Source organism: Pseudomonas sp. P1_C12 (assembly GCF_056406435.1).
Map to the genome: position 1 here is coordinate 374,526 of NZ_JBFUAE010000003.1, position 16,884 is coordinate 391,409.

The following is a 16,884-nucleotide window of genomic DNA, read 5'->3' on the forward strand; positions in this document are numbered from 1 at the left end:
TGTTGACTCTCCTTCAAAAGGTCTTGAATCAGGGCAGGCCTCAGGCCGGCCCCGCAGTTTTGTTTACTGATAGCTGATGCCCGGTGTCGCCGTACTGATGCGTGTGCCGGCCTTGCCCTGGACGATCGCTTCGATGTCCGCGAGCGAGCCGATCACCGCCACTTTTCCAGTATGGCGCGCGAATTCGCAGGCTGCCTGCACCTTCGGTCCCATGGAGCCGGCGGCGAAGCCGAGTTTTTCCATTTCGTCGGGGTGTGCCTGGGCAATGGCTTTCTGCGTGGGTTTGCCAAAATCGATGAAGGCGGCGTTGACGTCGGTGGCGATCACCAGCAGATCGGCTTCCAGCTGTTCGGCCAGCAGCGCCGAGCACAGGTCTTTGTCGATGACCGCTTCGACGCCTTCGAGTTTGCCGGGTGAGGTATACATGGTCGGAATGCCGCCGCCACCGGCGCAGATCACGATGCTGCTTTTTTCCAGCAGCCATTTGATCGGACGGATTTCGAAGATGCGCTTGGGTTTCGGGCTGGCGACCACGCGACGGTATTTGTCGCCGTCCGGGGCAATTGTCCAGCCTTTTTCGGCGGCGAGTTTTTCCGCATCGGCCTTGCTGTAGACCGGGCCGATGGGCTTGGTGGGGTTCTTGAAGGCCGGGTCATTGGCATCGACTTCGACCTGGGTCAGCAAGGTCGCAAAGGGCACTTCGAAGTCCAGCAGGTTGCCCAGTTCCTGTTCGATGATGTAGCCGATCATGCCTTCGGTTTCGGCACCGAGCACGTCCAGCGGGTAAGGGGTGACGGAGGTGTAGGCCGCCGCTTGCAATGACAGCAGGCCGACTTGCGGGCCATTGCCGTGGGCGATGACCAGTTGGTTGCCGGGATGGATCTTGGCGATCTGTTCGGTGGCGATCCGGATGTTGACGCGCTGGTTGTCAGCGGTCATCGGTTCGCCGCGGCGGAGCAGGGCATTACCGCCAAGAGCTACGACGATACGCATGGTGCTAGTCCTTCTAGAGTAGGAGCCTTCGGCAGCTCCTACGGGTCAGTGAGCGATCAAGAGGACATGATCAGCCGTTAGAGATCCGCCAGCGTCGACACCAGAATCGCCTTGATGGTATGCATGCGGTTTTCCGCTTGCTCGAAGGCGATGCAGGCTGGCGACTCGAATACGTCATCGGTCACTTCGATGCCGTTCTTCAGGTGCGGGTACTGTTCGGCAATCTGCTTGCCGATCTTGGTATCACTGTTGTGGAACGCCGGCAGGCAGTGCATGAACTTGGTGCGTGGGTTGCCGGTGGCTTTCATCAGTTCGGCGTTGACCTGATACGGCAGCAGTTGCTGGATGCGCTCGGCCCAGGCTTCGACCGGCTCGCCCATCGATACCCACACATCGGTATGGATGAAGTCCACGCCCTTGACGGCGGCTTTCGGGTCTTCGGAGAGGGTGATGCGCGCGCCGCTTTCTTCTGCGTATTGCTTGCAGCGAGCCACCAGGTCGTCCGCCGGCCACAGGGCTTTCGGCGCGCAGATGCGCACGTCCATGCCGAGCTTGGCGCCGATCAGCAGCAGCGAGTTGCCCATGTTGTTACGCGCATCGCCGAGATAGGCGTAGCTGATCTCGTGGATCGGCTTGTCGGCGTGTTCGCGCATGGTCAGCACGTCGGCGATCATTTGCGTTGGGTGGTATTCGTCGGTCAGGCCGTTGAACACCGGCACACCGGCGAACTTGGCCAGTTCCTCAACGATTTCCTGCTTGAAGCCACGGTACTCGATGGCATCGTACATGCGCCCGAGCACACGGGCGGTGTCCTTCATGCTTTCCTTGTGGCCGATCTGCGAAGAGTTCGGGTCGATGTAGGTGACGTTGGCGCCCTGGTCATAGGCTGCAACTTCGAACGCACAGCGGGTGCGGGTCGAGGTCTTTTCGAAGATCAGCGCGATGTTGTTGCCCTTGAGATGCTGCTGTTCGGTGCCGGTGTACTTGGCACGCTTGAGGTCGCGGGACAGGTCGAGCAGGTAGCGCAATTCGCGAGGGGTGTGGTGTTCCAGGCTCAGCAGATTGCGGTTATGGATATTGAACGCCATTTTGGATCTCCTAAGGTGAACAGGTTAGTAGTCAATCGGGTCGCGGATGATCGGGCAGGTCATGCAATGGCCGCCGCCCCGTCCCCGGCCGAGTTCGCCGGCGCTGATGGTGATGACCTCCACACCGGCCTTGCGCAGCAGGGTGTTGGTGTAGGTGTTGCGGTCATAGCCGATGACCACGCCCGGTTCCACGGCCACTACGTTGTTGCCGTCGTCCCATTGCTCGCGTTCGGCGGCGAAGCTGTTGCCGCCGGTTTCCACCACGCGCAAAGCTTTGAGGTTCAGGGCCTGGGCCACGGTATCGAGGAAGTTGGTTTCTTCGCGACGGATGTCGATGCCACCGGCCTTGCTTTCATCGGGGCGCAGGGTGAAGGCGACAATCTGGTTCACCACTTCCGGGAAGATCGTGACGAGGTCGCGATCGCAGAAGCTGAACACGGTGTCCAGGTGCATCGCCGCGCGGGATTTCGGCAGGCCGGCGACGATCACTTTCTCGACGGCCTTGTTTTTGAACAGGTTCACCGCCAGTTGCGCAATGGCCTGGCGCGACGAGCGTTCGCCCATACCGATCAACACCACGCCGTTGCCGATCGGCATCACATCACCGCCCTCAAGGGTGGCGTTGCCATGGTCTTTGTCCGGGTCGCCGTACCAGATCTGGAAGTCGGCGTTGGTGAACGCGGGGTGGAATTTGTAGATGGCGGTGGTCAGCAGGGTTTCCTGACGGCGTGCCGGCCAGTACATCGGGTTGAGGGTGACGCCACCGTAGATCCAGCAGGTGGTATCGCGGGTGAACTGGGTGTTGGGCAGCGGCGGCAGGATGAAGCTGGAGTTGCCGAGGAAGTCGCGGAACATCTCGATGGCCTTGCCACCGAAACTGGTCGGCAGATCATCGCCCGATACGCCGCCGATCAGGAACTCGGCGATCTTGCGCGGCTCCAGGCTGCGCAGCCACGAGGCGGTTTCGTTGATCAGGCCCAGACCCACCGAGTTGGCGGTGATCTTGCGTTCCAGAATCCAGTCCAGGGCTTCGGGGATGGCGACGATGTCGGTCAGCAGGTTGTGCATTTCCAGCACATCGATGTTGCGTTCGCGCATCTTGGTGACGAAGTCGAAGTGGTCGCGCTTGGCCTGGGCCACCCACAGCACATCATCGAACAGCAGTTCATCGCAGTTGTTCGGGGTCAGCCGCTGATGGGCCAGGCCTGGGGAGCAAACCATGACTTTGCGCAGTTTGCCGGCTTCGGAATGGACGCCGTACTTAACTTTTTCCGTGGTCATTACAGTGATCCTCCAGATGACAAAACAAGGGAGTTACAGAGTCAGGAAGCCGTCATAGAGACCGTAGGCCGCCACCACGGCGCCGACGACCACCGCAGCGAAAACCAGCTTCTCGACGTTGGTGAAAACCGGTTTGTTGATTTCCAGCTTGGCCTTGGCGAACAGGATCACGCCGGGGGCGTAGAGCAGGGCGGACAGCAGCAGGTACTTGATGCCGCCGGCGTACAGCAGCCAGATCGCGTAGACCAGGGCCACGGCGCCGATGATGAGATCCTTCTGCCGTTCGCCCGCCGCGCCTTCGTAGCTTTCGCCACGCACCGCCAACAGCAACGCGTAGGCCGCCGACCACAGGTACGGCACCAGGATCATCGAGGTGGCGAGGTAGATCAGCGACAGGTAAGTGCTGGCGGAGAACAGCGTGATGATCAGGAAAATCTGCACCATGGCGTTGGTCAGCCACAGGGCGTTGACCGGTACATGGTTGGCGTTTTCCTTGCGCAAAAACGCCGGCATGGTGTGGTCCCTGGCGGCGGCGAACATGATCTCCGCGCACAGCAGCACCCACGACAGCAACGCCCCCAGCAACGAGATGATCAAACCGACGCTGATCAGCACCGCACCCCAGTGACCGACCACGTGTTCCAGCACGGCGGCCATTGAGGGGTTCTGCAGTTTGGCCAGTTCCGGCTGGGTCATGATCCCCAGCGACAGCACGTTGACCAGCACTAAAAACAGCAGCACGGTGACGAAGCCGATCACAGTGGCCTTACCCACATCGCTGCGCTTTTCCGCCCGGGCCGAAAAGATGCTCGCGCCTTCGATGCCGATGAACACCCACACGGTGACCAGCATCATTTTGCGTACCTGGTCCATCACGCTGCCCAGGTCCGGGTTCTTCAGGCCCCAGATGTCGGCGGTGAAGATGTCCAGTTTGAAGGCGAACAATGCAATCAACATGAACAGCAGCAGCGGCACGATCTTGGCGACGGTGGTCACCAGGTTGATGAACGCTGCTTCCTTTATTCCTCGCAGTACGAGGAAATGTACGGCCCAGAGCAGCACCGAGGCGCCGATCACGGCGGCAGGGGTATTCCCCTCCCCAAATAGCGGAAAGAAGTAGCCGAGCGTGCTGAACAGCAAGACGAAGTAGCCAACGTTGCCCAGCCAGGCACTGATCCAGTACCCCCAAGCGGACGAGAAGCCCATGTAGTCGCCGAAACCGGCCTTGGCGTAGGCGTAAACCCCGCCATCAAGGTCGGGTTTGCGGTTGGCCAGGGTCTGGAACACAAACGCCAGGGTGAGCATGCCGACGGCGGTGATCGCCCAACCAATCAGAATGGCGCCGACATCGGCACTGGCGGCCATGTTTTGTGGCAAGGAAAAGATCCCACCACCAATCATCGAACCCACGACTAACGCAACCAGCGCGCCGAGTTTCAGTTTTCCGGGAGCTTCAGACATTGCATGACTCCAATGCAGGAGAAGAGAGGCAACAGACTAATTCCGTTGACTGCTCAATCAGCTGACTTAGATCACTAAATGAGAGCGTTCCCAGTTTGTTGGCGGAGTGCCATCATTTACAATGTTGCTGCCTGTAATGCCTGTTCTAGAGGCTTCTGCAGATTATTCAAGAACTTTTTAGCATTTGTTTCGAATTATGACGCTAGTTGGTTTTTCAAAATCTGCAAATTTTATTCATGCATTTTTTGTACTGAATTGATGTATTAAAAAGACGTATAAAACAAATGATTATATCGGTGTAAAAATAGCCATTTTGTGCAAGTAAAAAAGAAGCTTGTTGGCGTTATCCAATAAACGTTATTACTCTTCATCAGTTTAGTTGCCGCCCGTTATGTGACGACTTCGCGGCAGTTGCCGCCCCCAAAAATGGAGATGCAACGATGTCGCAATCACCGAACAAGCTTCGCCTGAGCGCGTTGATCGCGTTGGTGGTGGGTTCGATGATTGCTGGCATCGCTCTGGGTTATGCGGGGCTGGCGGCCTATGGCGTGTACAGCGGCTTGTTGAGTCTGTGAAGCTGTTGCTGGCGTACCAGCCACCCTATGACTGGCCGGCGCTACTCGGGTTTTTGTCGGCGCGGGCGATTGTCGGGTTGGAAACGGTGGTCGACGGTGTGTATTCGCGCAGCATCGGTTTGAACGGTGCTTGCGGTATGTTCTCGATCCAGCCTGGCACCTTGGATGCCCTTGAGTTGACCCTGGATTTTCCTGATCCGGGCGCCGTCCCTGCAATCGTCGCAAGCGTGCGGCGGATGTTTGATCTGGACGCCGACCTGTCCACGATTCACCGGCACCTGGCAGTTGATCCGCTGCTGGCGCGGCTGATTGCCGAGCACCCCGGGCTGCGTGTGCCGGGGGCGTGGGATGGCCTGGAGTTGGCGATCCGCGCGGTACTGGGGCAGCAGATCACAGTGGTGGCGGCGATCAAATTGGCGGGGAAACTGGTGGCGCAGTACGGCACGCCATTCCATTCACGGTTGCCGGGGTTGACCCATGTGTTTCCCGAGGCCAGCGTTTTGGCAGGTGCAGATCTGGCCGCGCTGGGCATGCCGAAAAGCCGAGGCCGGACGTTGTCGGGGGTGGCCCAGGCATTACTCGATGATCCACGGTTGTTCGAGCCCGGTCGGGAGGGAGGCGTAGCGCGGTTATTGGCCTTGCACGGGATTGGCGACTGGACGGCGCAATACATTGCGTTGCGACAGTTGCGGGAGATGGATGGATTTCCCAATGGCGACGTGGGGTTGATCAATGCATTGGCGGCGCTGGAGGGTGGGCCGGTGACGGCGCGGCAGCTTTTGGCGCGAGCCGAAAGCTGGCGGCCTTATCGAGGGTATGCGGCGCAGGTGCTGTGGACTTCGTTGAGTCGGGCGGACTGAGCTGATCCGGATTCTGTGCTGAATGGTCTGGCGCCTTCGCTGGCAAGCCAGCTCCTACAGTAGATCGTATTCGTCCGTGCTCCGCGAATACCTGTAGGAACTGCGTTGCGGCGATCCGACTTGCCAGCGAAGGCTATCTCACCGTCACCACCACTGCGCGCGATGGGAACCCAATTCAGTAGCAGGCAAGGCCCATTGCAAAGGCGTTCCCATGATCCTCAGCGGAGCGTGCAACCGATGCGCCGGTCCCCACGGTGTTTGCTCAACTTGTATCCCCTGATCGTTTTGATCTTCGCCACGCAACGGTTCACTCGGGCCGGCACCCTGTTCGATCAACAACTTCGCCGTACGCGCCAACGACAACCGGGCCGATCCCCCCATCCCGCTGCTCAAATGTCCTGCCAACAACCTGATCGCACTGGCCGCCATCAAATACCCGGTGGCGTGATCGAGGGCCTGCACCGGCAACGGTGTCGGCTTGTCCGCCTGTTTCCAGCGCATGCCCGCTTCGGCAATGCCGCTGCTCATCTGCACCAGGCTGTCGAAGCCCCGGCGGTTTTGCCAGGGGCCGCTCCAGCCATAGGCGTTGAGGCAAACATCGATCAGGCCTGGGTTCAGTTGCCGGCGCTCATTCATGCCCAGGCCAAGTCGCTCCAGTGCATCGGCGCGATAACCGTGGAGCAGAATGTCGGCATCCTTGAGCAGGCATTCGAATATGCCGCGGTCGGACCTGTCATTCAGATCAAGACGCGCGCAGCGTTTTCCCAACGTGACTTCCGGCACCACCCCCGGCTCGTTCCAGGTCGGCGGATCGATGCGCAAGACATCAGCGCCCAGGCCTGCCAGAAAGCGGCTGGCGATGGGGCCTGCCAGTACCCGGGTCAAGTCCAGCACCTTGATGCCCGACAGTGGCCGGGCCACTGAACCCGCCCACGGTTTGTCGCTCTGGCCAGGGTGGTTGGTGAAATGAATCAAGGGTTCGGCATTTACCGCCTGGCCTTGAGGATGGGTCTGCCATTGATCCCAGGTGCGCATTTCGGCGGCACAGCCACCGGCATCGACTACCGCCTGCTCCAGCTCGCTTTTCGCCCATTGCGCCACTTGGCAAGCCATCGCTGCACGGTCGGTACAGGCACCGAGCACGCTTTCGGCGGCGGCGCGGTGGTGGGGCGCGTTGGTGTGCAGGCGAATCCAGCCATCGCGGGTGGCGTAGTCACCGGCCACCGCATCCCACAGCGGCGGAACGCTCCAGCCGATCGGGCGAATCGAGGTTGAGAACCAGAAGGACGCCAAACGCCGGTCAACTTCAAGATCGGGCAGGCGTCCGGTTTGTTGGTGCAGCAGTTCGCTGACGGCCTGGCCGGCGGTGGCCATGCTGGCGCAGGCCAGATCAGTGACGGCAAACGCCGAGGGCAGGGCGCCGCTGGACGTGAATGGAATCGGGGTGTAAGGCAAACCGAGTGCAGCTTGAATGGACGTCAGCAGATCAGTCATCGAAGGGCCCTCCGGAACGAGAGCCCGATCTTAGTTGAAAAAATCCAGATCAGATGAAATCCCTGTGGCGATTGTTTAAACGCGGAACTGATCCATCAACTTCATCTGCTGGGTGGTCAGGGCGTTGAGCTGGCTGCTGATCTGTGCCGATTCGGTGGCCTGGCCGGTCAGGGTTTCGGTGACGGTGCGGATCGCCGAGACGTTGCGGTTGACCTCTTCGGCCACGGCGCTTTGCTGCTCGGCGGCGCTGGCGATTTGCAGGTTCATGTCGCTGATCACGGTGACCGCGTCACTGATCTTGCTCAAGGCCTGGACCGCCTGCTGAATCTGCCCGGCGTTGCTGTGGGCCTGGGTCTGGCTTGAATGCATGGTCGCGACCACGCCGCGGGTGCCGGACTGGATGCGTTCGATCACCAGGCGAATTTCTTCCACCGAATCCTGGGTGCGCTTGGCCAGGTTACGCACTTCATCGGCGACCACCGCAAAGCCGCGACCGCTCTCGCCGGCACGGGCGGCTTCAATCGCCGCGTTGAGGGCCAGCAGGTTGGTTTGATCGGCGATGCTGCGAATCACCTCCAGCACCGAGCCGATCTGCTCGCTGTTGACCGCGAGGGCTTCGACTTCGGTCACGGCCTTGCTGACTTCGTTGGCCAGTTGATTGATGTCGCGGGTGCTGCGCTCGATGATCGACATGCCGTCGCGGGCCGACTGGTCGGCACCCTTGGCGGCGTTGGCCGCGTTCGAGGCGCTGTTGGCGACATCGTGGGCGGTGGCGCTCATCTCGTTGGACGCGGTGGCGACCTGGTCGATTTCGCGGAATTGCACCTGCATGCCTTCGCTGGTCTGGCGGGCGATTTCTGAAGACTGGTCGGCGGTGCCACGGGCATCGGTGATGCTTTGCTTGATCTGCGCGATGGTCGGTTGCAGCTTGTCGAGGAAGCGGTTGAACCAGCTCACCAGTTCGCCCAGTTCGTCCTGCTTGCTGTAGTGCAGGCGCTGGGTCAGGTCGCCGTCGCCACTGGCAATCGCCTTGAGCATTTGTGCCACGCTGTTGATCGGCCGGGTCACGCCCGACGCGGTGAGCCACATCAGCAACAGCCCGAGCAGGCCGGCGATCACCGCCACCGACAGCGCCTTGATCGTGCCGCTTTGCTGGGCATCGTCGAGCACGGCCTGCAGCTTCACCGAGTCGGCCAGCAGCACTTGCCTGGGCAGGTCGATGACCACGGCCCAGGCCTTGGCATCGGCAATCGGACTCACCGGGTACACCGCGCGGATCAGGTCACCTTGCTGGAGAATCTTCGGCGCGCCAGTAGCGAGCAATTGCAGGATGTCCTTGCCATCCGCGCCCAGGGTGTCGCCGATGTTCTTGCCGACTTTACCGGCATCGACACTGTAGGCAGCCAGCACGCCAGTGCCGGAGACGATCAGCATGTGTCCGGCGCTGTTGAACAGCACGCGCTGGGAATCAACCGCCGCCGCTTGCAGGGCATCGAGGGCGATGTCGATACCGACCACGCCGATGGACTTGCCATCCACCAGCAGCGGTACGGAAATGGTGGTCATCAACACTTCCTTGCCGCCGACAGTATCGGCGTAGGGGTCGAGCAGGCAGGTGCGCTGGCTGTCCCGCGGGCAGGTGTACCAGACGTTGTACGGCGTGCCGCTGAGGTTCAGGGTGGTTTTGGTCATGTCCTCTTCGACCATGATGGTGTTCAGCGACTCACCACCGGCACGGCTCCAGTAGGTGGCAAAACGGCCGATCTCGTTAGACTGGCGGGCGGCGTCGTTGGCGAACTCGTTGTCCTTGCCGTCCAGGCCGTTGGGTTCGAACGCCAGCCAGATGCCCAGCACTTTGCCGTTACGCTCAAAGGCGGTTTTCAGGCTCTGGTTCAACTCTTCACGCAGGGCACCGGGCGCAAGCTCGCGCTTGGCGGCCAGGGTGCGCATGTCCTTGATCTGGTCCGCGAGGGCGGTCACCACCGTCAGGGTTTCACCGAATGTCTTCTGCACCCGCACCGCTTGCTCGGCGGCTTTGGCCTGAAGCAGGTCCTGCACACTGGCGGTAAGCATTGCGCTGCTGGAATCGTTGACCAGGTCATCGTTCTGATTGGTCTGGTAAATGTTCATGCCCACTATCAAGGCGACTACACCCAGCAGGCACAGACCGGACAGCAGGACGATTTTCAGGCGAATGGACAGTGAGTCGAACATGAGGCGAACTCGCGAATGGATGAAGTGTTGGCTGTGGGCCGTTGCGGCTCACTCGCTAAATCCATTTAGCGCCGACCAATGCACATCGGCGTGGCGCTGAGGTTACATGAGGGGCAACTCGACGAACGGTAGTGGTTGAACGTTTGCGCAGAAAAATGTGCCGAAAATGGGGGTAAAAAGAGGAAAAAGCGCGGAGTCATTTCATGGCAGTGGCGCCGAAAATGAAATTCACGAAATACATATGTACCGCTTCTCATTCAGGGCAGACCGCTTAAATGCGCAGGCCACCTCGGTGGAACGCTTGCGGAAGTTTTCGCTTCTGGCATCTGACAAAAAATAATGAGAAGGACTTCATGTGTATGACTTGTTTTAAAGGGATCGGGCTTCGCTCGGTGTTGTTGTTTTGGGGGATGTTATTGGCGGCAGGTGCGGCACCTGCGATGTCTTTTCTGAGCTCGGCAGCTGTTTCGGGTATCGCCTCTCAAATTCCCTCGGCGGCAACGGTATTGCCGGACAAACTGAACACCCTCAAGGAAAGTCTGGCTGACGAAACGGATGTGAAGCAATACAGCTTCATGGCGGTGCGGGGACAGGATGTGTGGATCCATGCGAGTGGGACGAAAGGCGGGCCATTGACGCTGGAATACAATCGAAATGGCACATGGGCCGTAATCCCTTGGGGTGTACCCTTTACGGTGTCTGGCTTACAGCCGAATGAGGAAGTTCAGGTTCGTATCTCGAAGAAGCCGTCCGCCCCGTTCGTGGCAGGTGATATCTACAAGCTCGAGTTTGGTTCAGCGCCTTACTACGCCGACAGTCGTGTCCAGGGCGATACCGGTGATCTGCGGCACTACTGGGCGACCACACAGGCCTACAGAGTCTTGAACTGGTCGGTCCGGTTGAGGGATTCGACAGGGCAGCCGCTCGAAGGTGCTACCGCTACCTTGATATTGAACAAGGGGGCGGGGGCGGATGATGAAAGGTTCGACCTTATAACGGACAGCACTGGTAGCGCTGTGCAAGCCCTTGAGTTGGGCAGGTGTTATGGCCAGTTGAAGTCTGATCCTTTCTGGACCAGCAGTGGCAAGTATCGCTATAAGTGGGAAGTTGAATACAACCTGGGGTATTGGTTGATCCAGGTTCAACGCAAAGAGGATTCGGGGGTGGGAGGTTACAACGTGCGGAACGTTTCATTTGCTCAGATATGCTATCAAAATATGTTGCGTAACTAGGCCTGTTATATTCCCGGTAACGCGGTAGTGCACACCCGCGTTACCGGGCTTTATCAAACGATCAGGCTTCGATGTGTAGCCCCTGCCTTTTTTCAAACGGATATTTTTCAGCGTTTTTATGCAATTGATCCAGCCAGGAGTCTGAATTTCTCAGGTCAAGCGCACCTTTGTTCAGCAATAATCCATAGTCAATCATCTTATGGAAGTTGCGCAGGTCAAGATTCACCTTGCCTTCGAACTGTGGTTTATCCATTTGGACCAGTTCGATTACGAGCTTGGCATGCTTGAGTGTCAGGGTTTGCAAACCTTTGGTCTCGTTCAACAGGGTATTCAATATCTCCTCATCCCTGGCAGTCAGTGTGTCGGGGGGCGAAGTGACTTTCAACTGACCGTCTTCGGCCACGGTGAAGCCCATTACTTTATTGGCCAAGCCAGACCATTTGCTTTGCAGGTCTTTTTTGAAATCGGAGTAAATCCCTTCCATTTTTTTTAGCGTCAAACTTGCGTAGAATTCATGATGCCTAATCATTGAATGTCTGTAGCTTTTTATCCGAGGGGGGAGGTCAGTGAACTCGTTAAGTGGTTCGAGCGCATTCAAAAACTCCTCCACCTCATTCAGTTTTTCGCTGCTGAGATTTCTAGCTTCACTTTGAGGAGCTCGGAGTTTCTCGATGGTCAACCTTAACCTGTCATCCATTACCGGAATGTCGACTTTCTCAGGCTGGGCTTTTTCCGTGCTCGCCTTCAATGTTTGCGGATACGGAACTTGAAAAGATGCAGCGGCACTTACATTCATGTCAGCTTCTCGTTGTGGGGGTTCATGGTGCTTAACGGCCAAACCCGGTCATGGATGACCTGATAAACACGTAGGAGAAATCCGAACAGGAAGTAGGTACTTTCAAGTGTGCCGTTGTCGGCTGTTACAGGGCGGCTTGAGGAGACTTCAGGTGACTTGCGACAGTGATTCCGGTCGTGACCAGATCCACAGATTGCCCAGCCAGGCACTCAGGCGCGGCGAACTGCGGGCCACAGCACATTTACGCACGACCCTGCAAATAGGTCGCGTAATCGGGAATCCGATGGGTATGTGCCTGATCCATCAACGGGCTGCTGAGCAGGTAGTCGGCGCTGCATTCATTGCAGGCCACCGGGATGTTCCACACCGCCGCGACCCGCAGCAATGCCTTGATATCCGGGTCGTGGGGCTGGGGTTCGAACGGGTCCCAGAAAAACACCAGCATGTCGACCCGCTGCTCGGCGATTTGCGCACCGAGCTGTTGGTCGCCGCCCAGTGGCCCGCTGATCATGCTTTGCACCGACAGGTCGAGGCGTTGTTGCAACAACAACCCCGTGGTGCCGGTGGCGACCAGATCATGTTGGGCCAGTCTGTCTTTTTGCCGTTCGGCCCAGTCCAGCAAGAACACCTTGCAGTGGTCATGGGCGACCAGGGCGATACGCTTGCGCGCCGCCAGGGTCTTTTGTGTAAAGCTGATGCCGATCATGGGGGGCTCCAAGGCATGAACACGATGCTGTGCATTGCACGTATCTGTAGGAGCAGCCTTCGGCAGCTCCTACAGTCGTAAGCTTCGCTTACTCGGCGTTGCACAGCGCCAGGCAGTTATCGAGCATGCGGTTGGAGAAGCCCCACTCGTTGTCATACCACGCCAATACCTTGAGCAGCTTGCCGCTGGCCTTGGTGTGGTTGGCGTCGAAGATCGACGACAGCGGGTTGTGGTTGAAGTCGCTGGAGACCAGCGGCAGGGTGTTGTACCCAAGGATCTTCGAGTGCTGGCTGGCTTCTTTCATCAGCGCATTGACCTCATCGGCCGACGCTTCGCGCTTGAGTTGCACCGTCAGGTCCACCAGCGACACATTGATCACCGGTACGCGCACCGACATGCCGGTCAATTTGCCCGCCAGTTCCGGCAGCACCAGGCCCACCGCTTCGGCAGCACCGGTCTTGCTCGGGATCATGTTCTGGGTGGCCGAACGGGCGCGGTACGGGTCGACGTGATAGACGTCGGTCAGGTGCTGATCGTTGGTGTAGGCGTGGATGGTGGTCATCAGACCGCTTTCGATACCCAATTCGCGATGCAACACCTGGGCCACCGGGGCCAGGCAGTTGGTGGTGCACGATGCGTTGGAAATGATCTGGTGCGATTGGCGCAGAATGTCGTGGTTCACCCCGTAAACCACGGTAGCGTCGGCGCCTTTGGCCGGGGCCGAGATGATCACTTTGCGCGCGCCGGCTGTAATATGCGCGGCGGCTTTGGCCCGGTCGGTGAACAGACCGGTGCATTCGAACACCACATCAATTTTTTCCGCGGCCCAAGGCAGGTCGGCCGGGTTGCGGATGGCGCTGACCGAAATGCGGTCGCCGTTGACCGTCAGGGTCTCCAGATCGTGCTGGACATCGGCATCGAACGTGCCGTGAACGGTGTCGTACTTGAGCAGATGAGCATTGATCGCGCTGTCGCCCAGGTCGTTGATGGCGACGATCTGCAGATCCTGACGGTAGCCCTGGGTATAGAGTGCACGCAGGACATTACGGCCGATGCGGCCAAAACCATTGATTGCGATTCGAAGAGTCATATTGCGGCGCTACCGTCGTTTTGTTGTTGGAATTACAAGATTATTCGTAAAAAAATAGAAAACAAGCCTTTTTGATGGCAATATTTTGTTCGATCTACAACGAGTGACCTGAATCAACTGGTCCGAATGGTCAAACAAACCGTCTGTCATCCCATCGACACCGGCCTTTGATCAACATAGACAATCAGGTCGCCACATCCGTTAGCCTGGAGTTCTACACATGCATCCCCGCGTCCTTGAGGTCACTGAACGGCTTATCGCCCGCAGCCGCGCCACGCGTGAGGCCTACCTTGCATTGATCCGCGGTGCGGCCAGCGACGGTCCGATGCGCGGCAAGCTGCAATGCGCCAACTTCGCCCACGGCGTGGCCGGTTGCGGCAGCGATGACAAGCACAGCCTGCGGATGATGAACTCCGCCAACATCGCGATAGTTTCGTCATATAACGACATGCTCTCGGCGCACCAGCCGTACGAAGTCTTCCCCGAACTGATCAAGAAAGCCCTGCGCGAAATCGGCTCCGTCGGCCAGTTCGCCGGTGGCACCCCGGCCATGTGCGATGGCGTGACCCAGGGCGAGCCGGGCATGGAACTGAGCCTGCCGAGCCGTGAAGTGATCGCGTTGTCCACGGCCGTGGCGCTGTCCCACAACATGTTCGACGGCGCGCTGCTGCTCGGCATCTGCGACAAGATCGTGCCGGGCCTGATGATGGGCGCGCTGCGCTTCGGCCATCTGCCGATGATCTTCGTACCGGGCGGGCCGATGGTCTCGGGCATTTCCAACAAGCAAAAAGCCGACGTGCGCCAGAAGTACGCCGAAGGCAAGGCGACCCGCGAGGAGCTGCTGGAATCGGAAATGAAGTCCTACCACAGCCCTGGCACTTGCACCTTCTACGGCACCGCCAACACCAACCAGTTGTTGATGGAAGTCATGGGCCTGCACCTGCCGGGCGCGTCCTTCGTCAACCCGAATACGCCATTGCGCGATGCCTTGACCCGCGAAGCGGCGCATCAGGTCACGCGTTTGACCAAGCAGAACGGTGACTACATCCCGATTGGTGAAATCGTCGACGAGCGTTCGCTGGTCAACTCGATTGTTGCGCTGCACGCCACCGGCGGCTCGACCAACCACACCTTGCACATGCCGGCCATCGCCATGGCGGCGGGCATTCAGCTGACCTGGCAGGACATGGCCGACCTCTCCGAAGTCGTGCCGACCCTGAGCCACGTCTACCCGAACGGCAAAGCCGACATCAACCACTTCCAGGCGGCGGGCGGCATGTCGTTCCTGATCCGCGAACTGCTGGAAGCCGGATTGCTCCACGAAAACGTCAACACCGTGATGGGCCACGGCCTGAGCCGCTACACCCAGGAACCGTTCCTCGACAATGGACAGTTGGTCTGGCGCGAAGGCGTGACCGACAGCCTCGATGAAAGCATCCTGCGCCCGGTCGCCCGCGCGTTCTCGGCAGAGGGTGGCCTGCGGGTGATGGAAGGCAACCTCGGTCGTGGCGTGATGAAAGTCTCCGCCGTGGCCGTGGAAAACCAGGTCGTCGAAGCGCCAGCCATGGTGTTCCAGGATCAGCAGGACCTGGCCGATGCCTTCAAGGCCGGTTTGCTGGAGAAGGATTTTGTCGCAGTGATGCGCTTCCAGGGCCCGCGCTCCAACGGCATGCCGGAACTGCACAAGATGACACCGTTCCTCGGCGTGTTGCAGGACCGTGGCTTCAAGGTGGCGCTGGTAACGGATGGGCGCATGTCCGGCGCGTCGGGGAAAATTCCGGCGGCCATTCATGTCAGCCCCGAAGCTTATGTCGGTGGCGCTTTGGCGCGGGTGCAAGAGGGCGATATCATCCGCGTCGATGGCGTCAAAGGCACCCTGGAGCTTAAGGTGGATGCCGAAGAATTTGCAGCGCGCACACCGGCCAAAGGTCTGTTGGGTAACAACATCGGCACCGGTCGCGAGCTGTTTGGTTTCATGCGCATGGCCTTCAGCTCGGCGGAGCAGGGCGCCAGCGCCTTCACTTCTGCCCTGGAGACGCTTAATTGAAACTGGCTTTGGTCGGTGACATCGGTGGGACCAACGCACGTTTCGCGTTGTGGAAAAACCAGCAACTGGAATCGGTCCAGGTGCTGGCGACAGCAGATTTCCCCAGCCCGGAGGAGGCAATCAGCCTCTACCTCAATGGCCTGGGGCTGGCACCGGGGTCGATCGGTTCGGTGTGCCTGTCGGTGGCCGGTCCCGTGAGTGGCGATGAATTCAAGTTCACCAACAATCACTGGCGCCTGAGCCGCAAGGGCTTTTGCCAGACCTTGCAGGTCGAGCAACTGTTGCTGGTCAACGACTTCTCGGCCATGGCCCTGGGCATGACCCGTTTGCAGCCCGGCGAATTCCGCGTGGTCTGCGAAGGCACGCCGGAGACGTTGCGTCCGGCGGTGGTGATTGGCCCGGGCACCGGCCTGGGTGTCGGCACCTTGCTCGATTTGGGCGAGGGCCGATTCGCCGCGTTGCCGGGGGAGGGCGGTCACGTTGATCTGCCATTGAGCAGTCCGCGTGAAACTCAACTCTGGCAGCACATCTTCAACGAAATTGGCCATGTCAGTGCAGAGACAGCCCTGAGCGGTGGCGGCTTGCCCCGCGTCTATCGGGCGATTTGTGCGGTGGATGGACACACGCCGGTGCTCGACACACCGGAAGCGATTACCGCTGCCGGGCTGGCGGGCGATCCGATTGCCGTGGAAGTGCTTGAGCAGTTCTGCTGCTGGCTCGGTCGCGTGGCCGGCAACAACGTGCTGACCACCGGTGGTCGCGGTGGCGTGTACATCGTTGGCGGGGTGATTCCGCGGTTTGCCGATTTCTTCCTCGAAAGCGGTTTCGCCCGGTGCTTCGCCGACAAGGGTTGCATGAGCGATTACTTCAAGGGGATTCCGGTGTGGCTGGTGACGGCGCCGTATTCGGGCCTCGTCGGCGCAGGTGTAGCGCTGGAGCAATCTATTCCGGTTTGAAAATGCGATCAAAATGTGGGAGCGAGCCTGCTCGCGAATGCGGTGTGTCAGTCAACGAATGTGTTGAATGTAAAACCGCTTTCGCGAGCAG

At 59.3% G+C, this 16,884-nt stretch carries 14 protein-coding genes and 1 pseudogene; 5 read left to right on the forward strand and 10 right to left on the reverse strand.

All coding sequences use genetic code 11. The annotated features are described in order from the left end of the window. Positions 1–63 precede the first annotated feature (63 nt). The 4 genes from arcC to arcD form a co-directional block, all read right to left on the reverse strand. The gene (gene arcC, locus AC1D19_RS07075; protein ID WP_477762789.1) at positions 64–993 is read right to left on the reverse strand and encodes a carbamate kinase; all 930 of its coding nucleotides are present in this window, start codon (positions 991–993) and stop codon (positions 64–66) included. A gap of 77 nt (positions 994–1,070) precedes the next feature. Further along, complete coding sequence (locus AC1D19_RS07080) at positions 1,071–2,081, reverse strand: ornithine carbamoyltransferase (protein ID WP_477762790.1); 1,011 nt, start codon at positions 2,079–2,081, stop codon at positions 1,071–1,073. Between the two features lie 24 nt (positions 2,082–2,105). Beyond that, positions 2,106–3,362, reverse strand: a complete 1,257-nt coding sequence (gene arcA, locus AC1D19_RS07085) for an arginine deiminase (RefSeq protein WP_477752516.1) — start codon at positions 3,360–3,362, stop codon at positions 2,106–2,108. Between the two features lie 33 nt (positions 3,363–3,395). Further along, complete coding sequence (gene arcD / locus AC1D19_RS07090) at positions 3,396–4,823, reverse strand: arginine-ornithine antiporter (protein WP_477752515.1); 1,428 nt, start codon at positions 4,821–4,823, stop codon at positions 3,396–3,398. A gap of 440 nt (positions 4,824–5,263) precedes the next feature. On the opposite strand from arcD, the gene AC1D19_RS07095 reads away from it, so the two are divergent. Both AC1D19_RS07095 and AC1D19_RS07100 read left to right on the forward strand, forming a co-directional pair. Beyond that, positions 5,264–5,398 carry a hypothetical protein gene (locus AC1D19_RS07095; protein ID WP_477752567.1) on the forward strand — a complete coding sequence of 45 codons (135 nt, stop codon included), beginning with the start codon at positions 5,264–5,266 and terminating at the stop codon, positions 5,396–5,398. Beyond that, the gene (locus AC1D19_RS07100) at positions 5,395–6,258 is read left to right on the forward strand and encodes a DNA-3-methyladenine glycosylase family protein (protein WP_477762791.1); all 864 of its coding nucleotides are present in this window, start codon (positions 5,395–5,397) and stop codon (positions 6,256–6,258) included. Before AC1D19_RS07095 ends, AC1D19_RS07100 begins: the two co-directional genes overlap by 4 nt. Positions 6,259–6,402: 144 nt before the next feature. Here AC1D19_RS07100 and AC1D19_RS07105 read toward each other — a convergent pair whose 3' ends face one another. From AC1D19_RS07105 to AC1D19_RS07115, 3 genes and pseudogenes are all read right to left on the reverse strand, one after another. Next, complete coding sequence (locus tag AC1D19_RS07105; protein ID WP_477762792.1) at positions 6,403–7,752, reverse strand: CoA transferase; 1,350 nt, start codon at positions 7,750–7,752, stop codon at positions 6,403–6,405. A 75-nt stretch (positions 7,753–7,827) separates the two neighbouring features. After that, a complete protein-coding gene (locus tag AC1D19_RS07110) occupies positions 7,828–8,583 on the reverse strand; it encodes a methyl-accepting chemotaxis protein (protein WP_477762827.1) in 756 nt (251 codons plus the stop codon). 102 nt (positions 8,584–8,685) lie between these two features. After that, positions 8,686–9,966: pseudogene (locus AC1D19_RS07115) on the reverse strand (methyl-accepting chemotaxis protein); the annotation flags it as partial. A gap of 359 nt (positions 9,967–10,325) precedes the next feature. Here AC1D19_RS07115 and AC1D19_RS07120 point away from each other — a divergent pair. Then, the gene (locus AC1D19_RS07120; RefSeq protein ID WP_477752512.1) at positions 10,326–11,198 is read left to right on the forward strand and encodes a hypothetical protein; all 873 of its coding nucleotides are present in this window, start codon (positions 10,326–10,328) and stop codon (positions 11,196–11,198) included. Positions 11,199–11,259: 61 nt separating this feature from the next. Here the strand turns inward: AC1D19_RS07120 and AC1D19_RS07125 are convergent, their stop codons facing one another. The 3 genes from AC1D19_RS07125 to gap all read right to left on the reverse strand — a co-directional run bounded on the left by AC1D19_RS07125 (position 11,260) and on the right by gap (position 13,790). Continuing rightward, a complete protein-coding gene (locus AC1D19_RS07125; RefSeq protein ID WP_477762793.1) occupies positions 11,260–11,994 on the reverse strand; it encodes a hypothetical protein in 735 nt (244 codons plus the stop codon). 241 nt (positions 11,995–12,235) lie between these two features. After that, complete coding sequence (locus tag AC1D19_RS07130; protein ID WP_477762794.1) at positions 12,236–12,700, reverse strand: methylglyoxal synthase; 465 nt, start codon at positions 12,698–12,700, stop codon at positions 12,236–12,238. A gap of 88 nt (positions 12,701–12,788) precedes the next feature. Further along, the gene (gap, locus tag AC1D19_RS07135) at positions 12,789–13,790 is read right to left on the reverse strand and encodes a type I glyceraldehyde-3-phosphate dehydrogenase (RefSeq protein ID WP_477762795.1); all 1,002 of its coding nucleotides are present in this window, start codon (positions 13,788–13,790) and stop codon (positions 12,789–12,791) included. 220 nt (positions 13,791–14,010) lie between these two features. Here gap and edd point away from each other — a divergent pair, with 220 nt between their 5' ends. Together edd and AC1D19_RS07145 are read left to right on the forward strand one after the other, a co-directional pair. After that, complete coding sequence (edd, locus tag AC1D19_RS07140; RefSeq protein ID WP_223445794.1) at positions 14,011–15,837, forward strand: phosphogluconate dehydratase; 1,827 nt, start codon at positions 14,011–14,013, stop codon at positions 15,835–15,837. Further along, complete coding sequence (locus AC1D19_RS07145) at positions 15,834–16,793, forward strand: glucokinase (RefSeq protein ID WP_477762796.1); 960 nt, start codon at positions 15,834–15,836, stop codon at positions 16,791–16,793. Before edd ends, AC1D19_RS07145 begins: the two co-directional genes overlap by 4 nt. The last annotated feature ends 91 nt before the right edge of the window (positions 16,794–16,884 follow it).

Bases quoted from the DNA above. Each gene is read 5' to 3' on its own strand.
- arcC (WP_477762789.1), bottom strand. From the start codon at position 993: ATGCGTATCGTCGTAGCTCTTGGCGGTAATGCCCTGCTCCGCCGCGGC.
- AC1D19_RS07080 (WP_477762790.1), bottom strand. From the start codon at position 2,081: ATGGCGTTCAATATCCATAACCGCAATCTGCTGAGCCTGGAACACCAC.
- arcA (WP_477752516.1), bottom strand. From the start codon at position 3,362: ATGACCACGGAAAAAGTTAAGTACGGCGTCCATTCCGAAGCCGGCAAA.
- arcD (WP_477752515.1), bottom strand. From the start codon at position 4,823: ATGTCTGAAGCTCCCGGAAAACTGAAACTCGGCGCGCTGGTTGCGTTA.
- AC1D19_RS07095 (WP_477752567.1), top strand. From the start codon at position 5,264: ATGTCGCAATCACCGAACAAGCTTCGCCTGAGCGCGTTGATCGCGTTG.
- AC1D19_RS07105 (WP_477762792.1), bottom strand. From the start codon at position 7,752: ATGACTGATCTGCTGACGTCCATTCAAGCTGCACTCGGTTTGCCTTAC.
- AC1D19_RS07110 (WP_477762827.1), bottom strand. From the start codon at position 8,583: ATGCAGGTGCAATTCCGCGAAATCGACCAGGTCGCCACCGCGTCCAAC.
- AC1D19_RS07120 (WP_477752512.1), top strand. From the start codon at position 10,326: ATGACTTGTTTTAAAGGGATCGGGCTTCGCTCGGTGTTGTTGTTTTGG.
- AC1D19_RS07125 (WP_477762793.1), bottom strand. From the start codon at position 11,994: ATGAATGTAAGTGCCGCTGCATCTTTTCAAGTTCCGTATCCGCAAACA.
- AC1D19_RS07130 (WP_477762794.1), bottom strand. From the start codon at position 12,700: ATGATCGGCATCAGCTTTACACAAAAGACCCTGGCGGCGCGCAAGCGT.
- gap (WP_477762795.1), bottom strand. From the start codon at position 13,790: ATGACTCTTCGAATCGCAATCAATGGTTTTGGCCGCATCGGCCGTAAT.
- edd (WP_223445794.1), top strand. From the start codon at position 14,011: ATGCATCCCCGCGTCCTTGAGGTCACTGAACGGCTTATCGCCCGCAGC.